A 15,055-nucleotide genomic window follows, 5' to 3' on the forward strand; every position below is an offset into this window, starting at 1 on the left:
AAAGGCTAGAATTACATCTGTTAAATCTGTGCAGAAAATGATTTTTCACTTAAGATTGTGGATGTCCTGTTTTTGATTTCCTCACCCGCACCGGCTATACCCGCAATTCCCGCAGGTCTTACATCCCTCAATATTAATCAGCGAGGCACTCCCGCAGGAAGGGCAGAGATCCCGCGAAGCAGTAACGTGGCTGTGCGCGTCATGACCGCCGTGGCTATCGTTCGTTGCTACCGGAGGAACGGTGGATTTCAGCTCAGCGCTCAGCGCCTCGTTGAAATCAAGCTCCAGTGTAGCCGCTATGGGCGCTGGGATATGGTCGTCATGGGCGTTGTTCAGCACATGGGTCTCCAGGGCTTTGGCTACTGCGTCGGCGATAGACTCGACGCGATTCGCACCGAAGCCGATGGCGCCGGATCCGCCGATGCCCTTGAGGTGCTTGATCAGCAGGCCGACCTTCTCGCCGTGGTCGCCATAGCGCAGGAACAGCGAGCAAACTCGACCGAGGGCTTCGGCCATGGCGAAGACGTCAGAGCCAGCCTTGCCGACGTTCAGGAAGATTTCGGCCGGGATGCCATCAAGGTCATTGATGGTGATATACGCCATGCCGAACGGTGTGTTGATCTTATAGGTCGCTCCGCGCAGCACCTGCGGACGCTTCTTGTATTGTTTGTCTACTCCGCTGGCCCCTGGCAGGCCCGCCGATGCTTCCATAGTCATTGGCTTTGCAACTACAGTAGCCGGAGCTGCCTGTTTTGCTTCCTTAGCCTCCACCGACTTAACTTCAGCTGCCTCTTCCTTCTTGTCTTCCTTCTTCGCCGTTTCCAGCACCTGCACATCACGGCTGCCGTCACGGTAGATCGTCACGCCTTTGCAGCCCAGATCGAAGGCCATTTCGTACAGCTCGGCGGTCTCTTCTACCGTGAAGTCGGACGGGCAGTTCGCGGTCTTGGAGATGGAGCTGTCCACCCAGCGCTGAATAGCGGCCTGAGCACGGATATGATCCTTAGCGGACAGGTCCATCGAAGTGACGAAGTATTCCGGCAGCTCCTCTCCCGGATGGGCTTCCAGCCATTCTTGAGCGATCGGCACGAACTGCTCGTCATAGCCGAGACGGCTCTGGCGGAAATATTTGAAGGCAAAATACGGCTCGATGCCTGTAGATGTACCGACCATGGTTCCTGTGCTGCCGGTAGGGGCCTGGGTGATTACAGTCACGTTACGCATGCCATGCTTACGGATCGATTCGCCGACCTCCGGGTACACCTCGGTAATATTCCGCATAAAGCCGCTCTGCAAATATTTGTCGGTGTCAAACGCCTGGAATGAGCCCTTCTCTCCGGCAATCTCCGCAGAAGCCAGATAGGCCTCGCGGGCCATGAAGCCGTAGAGCTTGTCCAGGAACTCCAGCGATTCGGGGCTGCCGTAGCGGATATTCAGCTTAATCATCAGCTCAGCCAGTCCCATGGTGCCGAGGCCTACGCGGCGTTCGAGCTTCTGGTTCGCTTCATTTTCCGGGAAATGATACGGTGTCTTGTCGATAACATTATCCAGGAAACGCACGGAATAACGGGTAGTTCTCGCAAGATCTGCCCAGTCCACATCATGGTTATCGGCATCGTAGAACTTGGAGAGATTGACTGCGGACAGGTTGCACACGCCCCAGCCGGGCAGGCCCTGTTCCCCGCAGTTATGAGCCACAACACCGCCAGCGATCAGGGAGTGCGTAACAGGCTCAGTAATATCGTATACCGTCACAACCTCGCCTGCTTCGATACCAACGACTTTGGAGATAAACTTTTCATTTTTGCGGGAAGGTCTGGCAATGCGCTCCAGTGCCTCTTGTTTTCTGGTAAGAAGCTTGAAGCCGATCTTATTCTTGAATTCCAGGATGTTGTTGCCGCTTAGGATAAGCTCATAGAATCCGCTGTGTCCGTCGCTATTGATGGAGCTGTTAATTCCGAAATTAAGCAGCAGCAATTGAACGCCTTGAAGCAGCTTCTTCGAAGCTGAAGTCAGCCGTACCGAACGGTGCATCTCATCTCGGTCATATACCGTTCCGTCTGCCGAGAATAATCCTTGCAGGAACGCAACAACGGTCTCACGTGAAGCGCTATACAGTGCAGCCGGAACCTCTTTCTCACCGGCTCTAACCGCCTTGACTCCAAGTCCCTCAAGCTGTTCGCGGACCCAACCCTCACCAAGCTGATCCTCAGCCGCAAACCCGCCTTCACCGGACTGCAAATATACACAATCCTCTGCATTCAGGTTCCGGGCCTCTTTCCAGCCGGAGTCGGTAAATAAGCGGTGCTCAGGCGTAACGGATAGCACAACCCCATTTTGCAGCGAGATCTTCAAGGTTTCTCTGGTCCCAGTCGGGAACACTGTAGCCCGTCTCATCTGTAGACCTGGAACTTCATAGCTTCTGCCGCCGACCACTTTGGCCTGCTCGACTAGTCTCAAATCGGTTCCCACCAGGAAGGATTCCGTTCCAACCTTCTTATATAACTCTTCAATGGTTAAAAGTCCATATTCCGTTGCAATACGGGTATCCGGGTGGAAGCACGGATTGGTACAAATGATTGGATTGAAATACCAGCTATTAGACATCTGGTTATAATACTCCATGAAAACAACGCCCGGCTCCGCTGATTTCCAGGCCGATTCGATAATCGTCTGCCAGATATCGCGCGCTCTGACGGTACGGTAAGGAATGACGCGGCGGTTATCGGCCTTCCATTTATCGAGATCGCCGTCCCACAGGGTGTCATAATCCGGGTCAGTCGTATCGGGGAAGACCAATTCCCAATCCAGATCCTCCTTCACGGCCTTCATGAAGCTGTTGCTCACGCATACCGATAGATTGGCGTTCGTCACCTGGCCCATCGTCTGCTTCACGGTAATGAAATCCAGCACATCCGGGTGCCAGTCGTTAATCATCAGCATCAGCGCACCGCGGCGGCTGCCGCCCTGTTCAATCAGTCCGGTAGTGTAGCTGAAGAGGCCACCCCAGGAGACAGAGCCGCTGGAGGAACCGTTCACCCCACGGACAATAGCGCGGCGCGGACGCAGCGAGGACAGATTGATGCCAACCCCGCCGCCGCGGGCCATAATCTCGGTCATCTCGGAGAGGGTCTCCATGATGCCGCCCCGGCTGTCTTTTGGAGAGGGAATAACATAGCAGTTGAATAACGTAAGCTCTTCGCTTGCCCCGGCGCCAGCCGCAATCCGTCCCCCTGGAACCAGCTTCCAGTCATCCAGAATGGAGCGGAACCGGCTGGTCCACTCCTCCTGAAGCTCGGGTGTCTTCTCTACTGAGGCCATCGCGGCCGCCAGACGATCCCACATCTCCTCCGGCGTCTTCTCGATGTTCAGAGTCAGCTTCTCGACATCCGACTGCACCAGCTCCCCGCTGCGGGTTCGAACCGTAACGATCCGGCCTGTGCGCTCCACAATCTCGCCGACCTCCTTGGTCGGGAACTTCGGATCGTCCTTGGTCAGGACTAGCACCACATCGCCTACCTTGGCATTATTGCTGTCTGCGTCCTTCCAGGCGTAACGGTCCAGGAATATTTTCTCGCTCAGACCCTCTAGACGCTTGTTGTGTTCCACTGTACTCAATACCAAAACCTCCCGGGGATGTAATAGGTCATGCTTCCGGCGGCAAGGCAGCCGCAGCCTGCTTGTCCGGCGAAAGCTCCTTTTGTCAATAACAAACAACCGAATTAAATCCGCATACCCGCTAAATTTCATGCTTTTGTAACAATATATGGTGTGCGTTAACTTTTAAACTATACCACATGTTGTGGATAGAGGTCTTTTTTGAAAAAGCAGCCCCAGGCAGGAATAACGGAAAAACAGGAAAAGAACGGCTGATTTCCTCCCTCTTTCTCGCTTTTTTGCAGGGCAGCGGAACTGAAAGCTTTCAAGGCGGATTACAGCGTTCCTCTGTGAATTCCATGCCCCTCTGGTTATGAAATCTCTCTGAAACGAGCATACTACTGTTACGCATTTCGATATGAAACTGCGACGGAGGAGGCTGCAACATGACGCAATTATTCCGCAATTCCTTGCCCCAAGAGAAGGTAACTTCTGCGCCGCTGCTGCCTGTTCCTCTATCTTTTGAGCGTAACTGGCTGCATGATCTGGAATCGAGACTCGATAAAGGAGGGCCGTGGGGCGACTGGCGCTTATCCCGCCTTGCTGTACAGGGAGAGCAGTCGGGCCTGGTGACCAGCTTCGATGAGCTGCAGTGTATGAAGCATCTGTCCGGGCTGTCTCCCCTGCCCCATCAGCTGGATACGGCGCACAAGGTGCTGTTCGAGATGTCGGGACGAGCGATTCTGGCCGATGAAGTCGGACTTGGCAAGACCATCGAAGCGGGACTTGTGCTGAAGGAATATCTGGTGCGCGGGCTGGTGAGCAAGGTTCTGATTCTGGTGCCGGCCTCGCTTGTCCTGCAATGGGTACGAGAGCTGAATACGAAGTTCGGAATCTCTGCCGTAGCGCAAAAGAAAGCCTATTCCTGGGGCAATGACATTGTCGTCGCCTCGATGGATACAGCCAAGCGTGACCCTCATAAGGAAATGCTGCTGAGCCAGGAGTATGACATGCTGATTATCGACGAAGCCCATAAGCTGAAGAACAAGAAATCGACCAATTATCTGTTCGTACAGCAGCTCCGCAAAAAATACTGCCTGCTGCTCACCGCCACCCCCGTGCAGAACGATCTTGGCGAGCTGTTCAATCTGATTACGCTGCTGAAGCCGGGCCAGCTTGGGAATCAGGGCGATTTTGCTACCAATTTCGTGGTGGATAAGCGCCAGCCCAAGAATGAGGTTCAGCTCCGGGGCGAGCTGTCCAAGGTCATGATCCGCAACCGCCGGGGCGAAGGCCCGGTGAATTTCACCAAGCGCAAGGTGCGCAATATCCCCCTCACCCTCTCCGCAGAGGAGAAGGCGCTGTATGATGGCGTGACCGCTTTTGTCAAAGAACAGTATCAGGAGGCGGGCGGCAATCTCAGCAGTATGCTCTCCCTGGTCACGCTTCAACGTGAGGTGTGCAGCAGCCGGGATGCGGTGTTCGTTACGCTGGTGAATCTGATCAAGAAGCTGCCGGCCGATTCGCCGAAGCGCGAGCGGATGATGGGGCTGCTCCAGACGATCCGAACGGTCAAGACGAATACCAAGGCGGAGAAGACGATGGAATTAATCCGTGAAATGAACGAGAAGGTGATCGTCTTCACGGAATACCGGGCCACGCAGGAGTATCTGCTTCAGTATTTCCGCGAGCATGGACTGCAATGTGTGACGTATTCCGGCGGGATGAACCGCGGCAAAAAAGACTGGATGATGGACCTCTTCCGCGGACGCGCCCAGGTGATGATTGCCACTGAAGCCGGCGGCGAAGGGATCAACCTGCAGTTCTGCCACCATATGATCAATTTCGATCTGCCTTGGAACCCGATGCGGGTCGAGCAGCGGATCGGCCGGGTCCACCGGCTCGGTCAGGAGAATGATGTGGTCATCTATAACCTCTCCACCGAAGGGACGATTGAAGAGCATATCCTCCACCTGCTGCATGAGAAAATCAACATGTTCGAGATGGTCATCGGCGGGCTGGATGTCATTCTGGAGCGCTTCGAGCAGAAGGGCTCGCTTGAAAAAAGCCTGTACAAAATCGTTCTCGAAGCGGGCAGCGACGAGGAGCTGCGCAGCGGGCTGGATACGATCGGCGATTCGCTCAGTGAATTGAGCCACGCCAAGCTGGATGATAGCGGGGTGCCTAACTGATGCTGTCCCCTATGGAAGTACGCAAGCAGGTCATGGATTATCTGGAAGCGACCGAATGTACGATTCTGGAATCCTCTCCCCTGCATGTGACGGTGAAGCTCTCCCCGCGCGCGGACCGGATGCTGACGGACCGCCCTTATTATTGGGGCTTCGTGGAGCGCACGGGCGTAGATCCCGAGACCCTGTCCTTCAGCTTCGTCTTCGACCCGCAGAAGTACGATGAACTGGCCGCGCAGGCTGCCACGCCTGCGGCCCGCCCGCGCGGCGGGGCAAGCCGCCCGGCAGGGGCGGGAGCGCCGCCGGGTCTGGCCGGGGCGGCGGATGCCGAAGCAAGCGCGGACCTTGGCGCGGCGCAGGGAGCGGCGTTGCCGCCGGGGGTATCGGCTGCGCCGGAAGACAGCATCCTCGCGCGGTATTTCGGCATCGTTCCGGCGCTGCCGCGCCTCGGACCGGGGATGATCCGCCGCGAGGATGTGACCTACGGCAGCAAGCGCCTGCGGCAGATCTGGTCGGCGGCGCGGGACGAAGGCCGGTGTCTCCAACTGTTCGAGGACCCTGGCCTCAGGCAGCGGACCACCTTGTTCTCGGCCGCCTACGAGCCGTGGCTGGCGGTCTGCTACAAGGTCGAAATGACCTGTGACCTGAAGCGCGAGGAGCTGCATTTCATCGCGGTCTCTTTAACCACCGGGCTGATCGTCCCGGACTTCGAGGCCCGGCTGGCCGGCAAGGAGCTGACGCCACGGCTGCCGGAGAACATTCATGTTCAGCCGTTCGAGTTGGGGATTACGGACGGAGCCGACCGGCTGGAGGGATATCTGACTTCCAAGCTGGCGCTGCTGGATTACACCTGGGCGGAAGAAGCCCGAGAGCGGCTGGAGCTGGAGCTTAGTATCGTGGACATCTACTACGCGGAGCTGCTGAAAGAACCGGAAGAAGAGAAGCGGCTCGCCATCCAGGAGCAGTACAACCGCCGCCGTCAGGAGACCTCGTGGCAGTATGAGCCGCAGATTGCAGTTTCTGCCGTAACGTACGGATTGTTTCATCTGCGCAGCACATAGAATGCGACCTGGTCCGCTAAAAGCAGGCAAAAAAACAGCGAAACTCCCGCCGCCCGGCGCGACAGCAAGCAACAGCCTTTTCAGGGCTTGTCCCCTAGAATGGACAGTAAGAAGCGGAAGCAAGCCCGGGCTTGCGGCAAGGCGGCCGGGACAGCGTGCTCTGCGAATATCCTTGGGTACAGGAAAGGTGACCTATACTATGAACATCTCTATAAGGCAGAAGGGTTCATTCCGGCGGCGTGGCCGCCTGCTCCTCTGTCTGATTCTTGGACTGACTCTGCTGGCTGCCAGTGCCTCCTCTCCTCAGGCGCTAGCATCACAAGCCAGCCGGACGACCGTGACGCAGGCTGTCACGCAGGAGGTTCTTCCGGGACTTGAAATGAAGCCGATTCCGGCGCCGGAAACGCTGCAGGCCTTCACCCGGCAGACGATGAATCAGCTCTCTGCGGATGCTCCTTTTAAGGAATGGAAGAATGCCGTAACGGAGGTCTACCCGCTTGGTCCGGGAACGCGCAGCTGGCTGGTCAATGTGATGAGCAGCGGCCAGCGGATCGGCTATCTCATTATCTCCGCTGCGGATCAGGGCGGATATCTGCTTAGCGAATACGGAGCCGGAACCGATGGACTCCCTTATAGTATGACTGAACTGCGCCAGTATCTGGTGCAGCAAGGACTGATACCCTCTAATTCTTCAGGTGCTATCGGGGTTACGGCGCTCTATGCTCCAATGCTGCCTGTCTGGAAAATCACTACCAAGAACAGCACGCTGTATCTGAATGCTGCCGTCCTGGAGACCCTACCCTGGAGTCAGGGCCAGGCTGAGCCTATTCTTAATGCTGCACCGGAAGCCTCAGCTATGCTGTCCTCCAGCCCTGGGCAAGCTCGAACTGCCCTGCCCGCTCTGCGGAGCGGCGGAGAGGATGACCCTTATGCCGATCTGCTGTGGCTGACCGCACCCAGTCTGAAGACGCTGAATGGAGCAAGCCTTAGCGCTCTGCTGCAGGAGCGGGGCAGTCTCGCCTTCCAGTCTTCGGGGCACAACGACACGCTGGGCGCGCCATTCATGATTACAGGCAGCCAGAGCTGGCTGAAGCCCGGCGCTTCCCGGGACCAGGGAAGCACAGAAGCCGCAGTAGTCTATGCTGCTGCCGGTCCCGGTGGCATCCGCTACCTCCCGCTTAATGCCCTACAGAAGGCCGGAACCTTCCACAAGCTGCCGGTACCGCTGCCCGGAGGAACCTCGCTGGGCTCGGCTGTTCTGCCCGGTTCAAGCCGGTAGACTGACACTGGCAGAATTCCTGCTCCATACTGAAACAGCCTTCCCGGGCACCGTCTGTACGGCGCCACTTGGGAAGGCTGTTTGCTTATACACCTGATTCACACTCAACGCCCGACTTCTGCGAACTCAGGTGCACTTGTACCCCCTGAATTAGTGGAAATCGGGCAAAAGGACAGAATGAGGTGCATTTATACACCTCATGCCCACACAGCGCCCGCTTACCGGCTGAAGCGCTACTCCTTACTATCTCCGTTCCGGCTCCATTTGCTGCGCCACACGGACCAGGCGAGCGGCAGCGTGCCGAACCATTTTTCCGCCCATGGCTGCTTCTCTGCCTTCCGTCTGGCATGGACAGCCCGAGGGTTCTCAATGTAGACGACTACCTTCTCCGTAATATACTTCACCAGATCATCTCCGCCGGATGCCATCTCATACACCTCCCAGGTGAGTGCTTGGCGGGTTCCCGCCCCTTGATCTTATACCTATAGTGTGCTCCAATCCTCCGATCTCTAAACCGGAATCCGAAGCTTCGCATAGGTTGGGCCGTTAAGGCACAATCTAACAAGACTACACCTGTATAAACCGTCGTTAAGTTCAAGTAGCTGTTGATTATTCCGGCAGGGAGGTTATTCACTTGAGACAATCAGAAGCATTGGAGTCCCATACCGCTACACATTCCCATCATTTAAAAGAGCAGGCCCCGCCGAGATCCCGGTACCGGCTGCAAAAGATCATAGCCGCAGCAAGCGTTCTGCTCATGCTTACAGCAGGCAACCCCGCTGTGATCCACGCGGCTGCTTCACGCACTAATCCGCAGGCAGAGCAGCCCAAACACCGCCAGCATATGCTCGGCCATGACCAGCGGATCATTCTGATCGATGCCGGGCATGGAGGAATTGACGGCGGAACTTCCTACGGCAGCATTCTGGAGAAGGACATTACCCTCGCCATCTCACGCCGTCTCTTCCTCCTGCTGCGTGCGGACGGCTTCGATACGATTCTGAACCGGACCGGCGATTATGCGCCCAGCGATGAGAATCTGTGGCTGAGGAACAGATCCCGGCATCTGCGCGATCTGGCCCAGCGCAAGGAGCTGGCAGAGACGCTTCCGGCCAATGTTGTGGTCAGCATCCACATTAACTGGGCGAAATCCCCGTCCAAGCATGGTCCGCTCGTCCTGTACCGCCAGGAAGGACGCAGCTTCCTGCTGGCCCGGACCATACAGGATCAGCTCAACAGGCTCTACGGGATGAAGAATGATCCTGTCCGGGGCAAACCGTTCTATCTGCTCAACAAAATAACCGCCACAACGGTGATCGTTGAGGCGGGATTTGTCAGCAGTCCGGCTGACCGCGAGAAGCTCTGTACACCGAAGGGCCAGGAAGAGATCGCCGAAGCCATTGCGAACGGGATCGCTGCCTATCTTATGGAAGTGTAAGCCGGGCATTCCACTTCCATTCCTCGCGGACCAGATCGGAGATACCGACGAATTGCACCTTGTCCTTCATTCCGGCAATGCCGCTGCGGATGCCCGCGGCGGTCTCTTTGCCCTGGATGCCGACATGACCGATGGTGACGCAGAACTTTTGACTCATGGCCCGCTCCTGCACGAGCTTCATCTGCTTGATTACATGGCTTGCCGAATGCACATCATCCAGGAAAATATGATTTTCCACCGGCGGCATCCCCAGCTCCCGGGCCATCCGTCCCGCGACTGAACGGTAGTTGGTATGGCTGTCTACGAAGAACAGGCCGCGCTCCTTGCAGACGGCAAGCACGATGCCCATGACCCGTTCGTCACCGGTCACCTTGGAGCCCATGTGATTGTTAATGCCAATCGCGTAAGGCACATTATCGAGCGCAGCTTCCACCCGCCTCCGGACTTCGGCATCATTCATGCTGGTCAGCACGGCCCCCGGCCCCAGCCATTCCGGCTTGCCCTGACGCGGTTCCATCGGCAGGTGGACCAGCACATCGAAGCCAAGCTCATGCGCGCGCCGGGCATCCTGCTCACTGGAGCGCATGAACGGCATCACCGCCACGGTAATTTTGACCGGTAGCTTGAACATCTCTTCCGTCCCGCGCATGTCATTGCCGAAGTCATCAATAATAACAGCGACGCGGGGCGGCTGCTTCTGCTCCGCTTCCTGCCGGGTGACGGAACCGCTGTGGGCCGCAGGTGGGGAAGCAGCCTTGCCTGCCGGAGCAGCAGACACCATATGCGGAGCTGGGGGAACAAGCGCAGTGAGCATTACCATAACCGCAGCCAGCAGATATAATAGGATATGCTTCCTTCTGGAATTGCGTCTCTTCATCTATAGAACCTCCTTCGTGATTCAACAATTGTTCTCATTGTTTGGCTCCCGAAGGTGAAATATGTACGAAAGTGGTTACGCAAAAATTAACAATGGCAGGGAGAGCCGCTTTCACCCGCCATTGGGCTGGATAAGCCATCCGGCTCCCCGGCGGTCTGCTTCAAGCATGTCCTCCAGCACCTGCACTTTATTTTCTTCGGATACGGGCGTGAATACCCTCATTGCATAATCGCTGCTCTCAGAAATTTTAAAAGTATGGTATTGGAACGTCAGCAGTTCAGTTTCAGGAAGACGGATGATTTGTTCACCCTCGAAAGAATCGGAGACATCATGCCGTTCCCATAACGTCCTGAATTCTTCGCTCCTGTCCATTAACTTCTCGGCCAGCTCCTGATACCACGAATCGTTCATGTAAAGGGCAAACCGGCTTCTGAAATGGGCCACCATCATCGAGGCAACCTTCTCCCAATTCGCAATGCGAAGCTTGCTCTCCTCCACTGCAAAAACACGCCAAAGAATATTTTTTCCGAGCTCCGGGTCTCGGCTGAAGTCTCTACACAACGTATCTGTTATTTGGTTCATTGCGATAACATTCCAGCGTCGATCCATAATGTACGCTGGATAGGTTCCCATCCTGTCCAGTATCTTCTGCAGGGAAGGAGGAACGGCATCATCCGAGTTTGACTGCAGAAGCGGTGAAGGATTGGCCAATAAAAGAAGATGGTTGCGTTCGCCGCTGTTAAGACGCAATGTCCGCACCAGACTTTCCAGAACCTGCTCCGACACATGAATGTCCCGGCCCTGCTCCAGTGCTGTATACCATGGCAAAGAAATGCCCGATAAGCTTGACACTTCTTCCCGCCGCAAGCCTTTCGTGCGGCGGCGTGACTGTTCCACCTGCAGCCCCATCTCTACCGGAGAGACACGCGAGCGTCGTGAACGGAGGAAATCAGCCAATTCTTTACGTCTTCTCTCATCATTCATGAACAGGTTACCTCCTCTCTATTGGTGATACTTTTTATACTAGTAATCGTGCCAATAGTATCCGGAGCAGTAGTATAAACGCACACCTGTTTACCGGTTCTATAACTGATTATAATCGTGTTATCACCCGTTCTTAAATTCAAATATCGAATACAAAGGAGATTTTTCTTGTGCAAACAATAGAGAACGAATATGGGCATCGTTTCAAAGACAAACGTGTTGTTATTCTTGGAGGAACCTCAGGAATCGGATTTGCGACCGCCGAAGCCGCCGCCCGGGAAGGGGCGAACCTAGTCGTCGTGTCCAGCAAAAAAGAAAAAGTTGACCGGGCCGTTTCGCGTTTGCCTGAAGGTACCGAAGGGTATGCGGTGGATTTGACGAATGAGGAACAGGTTAGAACATTTTTTAGTAATATCGGCGAATTCGATCACTTGGTGTTTACTGCCGGCGACCCAATGATGATCGAAAATCTGGATATCACCGACATCGGGACTGCACAGCAATTATTCAACTTGCGATACTGGGGAGCGTTCATGGCTGCCAAATACGGCAGTCAGAACATCCGGCGAGGCGGTTCGCTCACGCTGACTTCCGGTATCGCCGGAGCTCGTCCGCAGAAAGGAGTTACTGTTGCAGCCAGTATATGTGGAGCTGTTGAGTCCCTCACCAGAGCGTTGGCCGTTGAGTTGAGCCCGCTTCGCGTCAACACCGTTAGCTTCGGCATTATGCGTACCGAGTTTTGGAACGAGGTTCCTGAGAAGCACCGGAGCATAATGTACAATAATGTCGGGGAATCACTTCCAGTGGGGAGAATCGGTGAACCGGAGGATGGTGCCGAAGCATTTTTATACTTAATGCGGGAGAACTATTCTACCGGTCAAATTATTGTCGTGGATGGCGGTTCTACGCTCGTTTAAGCTTTTTGCAGAGCTCCGGTCCAGCTCAGCCGCTATAGGCTCCGCCTGTATTCCACCACTTCATCGATACTCACACTGTAGTCTTGGCTTTACGTCCCTTTGGCATCTGCTTGCGGTCCCCGGTCAGCTCACAAGCCTGCGGGCCCAGGCTCCCCTGGTCGATTTTTACATCTATGAAGTCAACAATTTGCTGCAGCGATGCGATCTGCTCGATAATCTTCTGCCGGTGATTCCGAATCATCGTGTGGAGCTCAGGATACTGAGACAGGTCTGCATCCATAGACAAGTGCAGATAAGGACGCATGTCGTCCAGCGACATCCCTGTTTTTTTGAGACATGTAATCAGCAGCATCCGGTTCAGGTCTGATTCGCTATAGATGCGGTGGCTGTTTCCCTTGCGCTTCGCCCGGGGCAGCAGCCCAATCTTCTCATAATACCTTATCGTATCCTCAGACATGCCCGTCCGCTCCGCCGTTTCCTTAATCGAATATCCCTGCTGGAGATCCGCTTCCGCCAGACTCATAGAATCACTCCCTTTGATTGTTCTCAATCCTCCCCTCCATTCTACAACTTGGAGCCAGCTCCAAGTCAATGACACATTTTATCGCTTGACTTGGATTCGGCTCCAAGTTATACAATGAGCACCATTCACCACTTTCCATGTAGAGGAGCAACCACTATGAAATCATCACATCCCCCGCGCACCGCGCTGATTACTGGAGCCAATCACGGTATCGGGCTGGCCCTGACCCATAGACTTCTGAATGAAGGCTGGGAGGTCATTGCGCTGATCCGCTCTGCTTTTGCAGAAGATGACCCGCTTACCCAGCAGGCACTCAGCAGCAGACAACTTCGAATCTATAAGGCAGATTTAAGCGATTTCGGGCAATTACGGAATGCCCTGCAGGAGATTAACCATCACGAAGCGCACATTGACATTCTGTTCAACAACGCCGGGGGCAGCTTCCCCGAATTATTCTTGTCCAAGCAAGGGCGTGAGCTGCATTATGAGCTGCAGACGGTGGTTCCGTATATCATTACGATGGAGCTGAAGCCCCTCTTGTTGAAAAGCAGGCTCCGCACGGTCGTGAATACGTCCTCCAATGCGTTTATGATGAAGCGCAGCTTCGATCCGGATTCTCTGGAGCACCCGGCCAAATTTCAGATGCTGACCGGCCCTTATGCCGACACCAAGCGTGCCTTGTCCTTGTGGACGGAAGCGGTGGCCCCGGCGCTTGCGGCAGAGGGCATTCTGATCCGCAGCGCCGATCCCGGAGGCAACAACACCCTTCGCAGCGGCAAAAAATCCGGTATCCCGTTATGGTTAAAACCCATTACACGGCTGTTCTTCCCCGAGCCTACCCATGGCGCAGGCCTGCTGTATCAGGCAGCTCTGGGTGAACACAGCGGCAAGTCCGGTGTCTTCCTGATTAAGAATCAGGTCAAACCGCTGAAATTCACAGAGCATAGCAGCCGTATCCTGAAGGATGTCCGGGCCATTTACGAGCAGGAATTCCTTCAATCCGGGGGCGCCTAATAGCTGCTGCCAGTGATAAGGCTGCAATTGGCACGCGACGCGGTCAAGCCACAGCTCCCGGTACGGAGGGCTGTGGCTTGACCGCTTCATTCGTTTTATTTTATGCCAGACGGTATTCCAGTTCTGTTCATAGCAGCTCCGCCATTCGTCCGAATTCCCGCAGCAGCCGCAAATTCTCAATCACGATATGCCCCTTCCACCAGTTCTCACTAATAGCATACTCGCGTTCATATCCTTCCCAGCTCCAGGTCAGCTCCCAGACACCTGCGGTATTTCGGGTCTCCAGCAGATAGTCCAGCTCCCGGTGCAGCAGTCCGCCCAGTTCAGCGTATCCGGGACTATGCGGCGAATGAATGAACGCTGACGGACGGCATCCATACCCGTTCCAATTCCCCTCATCGCGGCTGATCAGGCGTGCGCTCTGTACTTTGAAGGCTTCTTGCAGCTCCACATAGGGGAAGTGCTCCTGCAGCCCCGCCAAGGTGATGCAATGCAGCAGCGTGTCCACACATTTCAGCGGGTGCATCTCAATATTAGGGTCACGCAGGAAAAGCTCTGTCAGCTCACGGGCAATCTCCAGTCCGGTGGCATACAGCCCGCTATCCCGCGGAGCAGCCTTCAGAATGAATCCGGCCAGAATAGCTGTCGGGTTATACATACTGTGGGAAGTACTGTCTGAACTTGTATGCCACCAGGGGGCATGAGGATAATCGTTATTGGAAGCTACGACATTCCTCCATGTGCGGCCATCCATATCCGCGCCGCTGTCCAGGTATTTCAGAATTCCCTGCACCAGCGGATGCCCGGCCTCTGTGAATTCCAGCTCCAACAGCCTCTCCACCGCCGTAGCGGTCTGGATGGGCGTGGAATTCGGATTCCACGCGTCCGCTTCCAGGGCATGGCCGAAGCCCCCATCCTCATTCTGATAGGCGGATAGCGCTTCCAGCACCGGTGCAGCTCCGCCGCCCTCAAAGTGAAATCTCCACCGCGCCAGGTCCAGCGGACGGGCATTCCGAACCATCCAACGCCTAATTCCCTCATACTCCTCAAGCAGCAGCTTCATATACACTCTCCTTATACCTTGGGTGTAGCAAGATAGACTGAACCTGTTTTGTTCTGTTATGGGATGGCCCGACTCCAGAGAAGGTTTGGCCCAGGTTCAGTTTATACTGCTAT

General features: G+C 55.4%; 12 protein-coding genes. 6 read left to right on the forward strand and 6 right to left on the reverse strand.

From position 1 onward, the window contains the following. Positions 1 to 81 precede the first annotated feature (81 nt). Complete coding sequence (locus tag NST04_RS25045; RefSeq protein WP_341186643.1) at positions 82 to 3,618, reverse strand: LAGLIDADG family homing endonuclease; 3,537 nt, start codon at positions 3,616 to 3,618, stop codon at positions 82 to 84. Between the two features lie 425 nt (positions 3,619 to 4,043). On the opposite strand from NST04_RS25045, the gene NST04_RS25050 reads away from it, so the two are divergent. The 3 genes from NST04_RS25050 to NST04_RS25060 all read left to right on the forward strand — a co-directional run bounded on the left by NST04_RS25050 (position 4,044) and on the right by NST04_RS25060 (position 8,126). Further along, positions 4,044 to 5,789: a DEAD/DEAH box helicase gene (locus NST04_RS25050; protein ID WP_341186644.1), complete on the forward strand. Its 1,746-nt coding sequence runs from the start codon at positions 4,044 to 4,046 to the stop codon at positions 5,787 to 5,789. 11 nt (positions 5,790 to 5,800) lie between these two features. Next, complete coding sequence (locus NST04_RS25055) at positions 5,801 to 6,847, forward strand: YqhG family protein (protein ID WP_445667943.1); 1,047 nt, start codon at positions 5,801 to 5,803, stop codon at positions 6,845 to 6,847. Positions 6,848 to 7,046: 199 nt separating this feature from the next. Then, complete coding sequence (locus NST04_RS25060) at positions 7,047 to 8,126, forward strand: hypothetical protein (RefSeq protein ID WP_341186645.1); 1,080 nt, start codon at positions 7,047 to 7,049, stop codon at positions 8,124 to 8,126. Positions 8,127 to 8,359: 233 nt separating this feature from the next. On the opposite strand, the gene NST04_RS25065 is transcribed toward NST04_RS25060, so the two are convergent. After that, positions 8,360 to 8,554, reverse strand: coding sequence for a YqzE family protein (locus tag NST04_RS25065; RefSeq protein ID WP_341186646.1), 195 nt, complete (start codon positions 8,552 to 8,554; stop codon positions 8,360 to 8,362). Positions 8,555 to 8,760: 206 nt separating this feature from the next. Between NST04_RS25065 and NST04_RS25070 the strand changes: the two genes are divergently transcribed. Next, positions 8,761 to 9,564 carry an N-acetylmuramoyl-L-alanine amidase family protein gene (locus NST04_RS25070; RefSeq protein WP_341186647.1) on the forward strand — a complete coding sequence of 268 codons (804 nt, stop codon included), beginning with the start codon at positions 8,761 to 8,763 and terminating at the stop codon, positions 9,562 to 9,564. On the opposite strand, the gene NST04_RS25075 is transcribed toward NST04_RS25070, so the two are convergent. Together NST04_RS25075 and NST04_RS25080 are read right to left on the reverse strand one after the other, a co-directional pair. Continuing rightward, positions 9,551 to 10,441, reverse strand: coding sequence for a divergent polysaccharide deacetylase family protein (locus NST04_RS25075; RefSeq protein ID WP_341186648.1), 891 nt, complete (start codon positions 10,439 to 10,441; stop codon positions 9,551 to 9,553). The genes NST04_RS25070 and NST04_RS25075 overlap by 14 nt on opposite strands. Before the next feature lie 111 nt (positions 10,442 to 10,552). Continuing rightward, positions 10,553 to 11,425 (reverse strand): helix-turn-helix transcriptional regulator, encoded by an 873-nt coding sequence (locus NST04_RS25080; RefSeq protein WP_341186649.1) that lies wholly within the window; start codon positions 11,423 to 11,425, stop codon positions 10,553 to 10,555. A gap of 170 nt (positions 11,426 to 11,595) precedes the next feature. On the opposite strand from NST04_RS25080, the gene NST04_RS25085 reads away from it, so the two are divergent. Next, positions 11,596 to 12,342: an SDR family oxidoreductase gene (locus tag NST04_RS25085; RefSeq protein WP_341186650.1), complete on the forward strand. Its 747-nt coding sequence runs from the start codon at positions 11,596 to 11,598 to the stop codon at positions 12,340 to 12,342. Positions 12,343 to 12,412: 70 nt separating this feature from the next. Here NST04_RS25085 and NST04_RS25090 read toward each other — a convergent pair whose 3' ends face one another. Then, on the reverse strand, positions 12,413 to 12,892 hold the full coding sequence (locus tag NST04_RS25090; protein WP_341186651.1) for a MerR family transcriptional regulator: 480 nt from the start codon (positions 12,890 to 12,892) through the stop codon (positions 12,413 to 12,415). Positions 12,893 to 13,021: 129 nt separating this feature from the next. On the opposite strand from NST04_RS25090, the gene NST04_RS25095 reads away from it, so the two are divergent. Further along, the gene (locus tag NST04_RS25095; protein ID WP_341186652.1) at positions 13,022 to 13,879 is read left to right on the forward strand and encodes an SDR family NAD(P)-dependent oxidoreductase; all 858 of its coding nucleotides are present in this window, start codon (positions 13,022 to 13,024) and stop codon (positions 13,877 to 13,879) included. 127 nt (positions 13,880 to 14,006) lie between these two features. Here the strand turns inward: NST04_RS25095 and NST04_RS25100 are convergent, their stop codons facing one another. Continuing rightward, a complete protein-coding gene (locus NST04_RS25100) occupies positions 14,007 to 14,942 on the reverse strand; it encodes a hypothetical protein (RefSeq protein ID WP_341186653.1) in 936 nt (311 codons plus the stop codon). Positions 14,943 to 15,055 lie beyond the last annotated feature (113 nt).

The sequence above is a fragment of the Paenibacillus sp. FSL H7-0756 genome (assembly GCF_038006765.1).
Lineage (GTDB): Bacteria > Bacillota > Bacilli > Paenibacillales > Paenibacillaceae > Paenibacillus_AQ.

Coding starts and splice junctions, on each gene's coding strand:
- NST04_RS25050 (WP_341186644.1), top strand. CDS start 4,044: ATGACGCAATTATTCCGCAATTCCTTGCCCCAAGAGAAGGTAACTTCT.
- NST04_RS25055 (WP_445667943.1), top strand. CDS start 5,801: ATGGAAGTACGCAAGCAGGTCATGGATTATCTGGAAGCGACCGAATGT.
- NST04_RS25060 (WP_341186645.1), top strand. CDS start 7,047: ATGAACATCTCTATAAGGCAGAAGGGTTCATTCCGGCGGCGTGGCCGC.
- NST04_RS25065 (WP_341186646.1), bottom strand. CDS start 8,554: ATGGCATCCGGCGGAGATGATCTGGTGAAGTATATTACGGAGAAGGTA.
- NST04_RS25075 (WP_341186648.1), bottom strand. CDS start 10,441: ATGAAGAGACGCAATTCCAGAAGGAAGCATATCCTATTATATCTGCTG.
- NST04_RS25080 (WP_341186649.1), bottom strand. CDS start 11,425: ATGAATGATGAGAGAAGACGTAAAGAATTGGCTGATTTCCTCCGTTCA.
- NST04_RS25095 (WP_341186652.1), top strand. CDS start 13,022: ATGAAATCATCACATCCCCCGCGCACCGCGCTGATTACTGGAGCCAAT.
- NST04_RS25100 (WP_341186653.1), bottom strand. CDS start 14,942: ATGAAGCTGCTGCTTGAGGAGTATGAGGGAATTAGGCGTTGGATGGTT.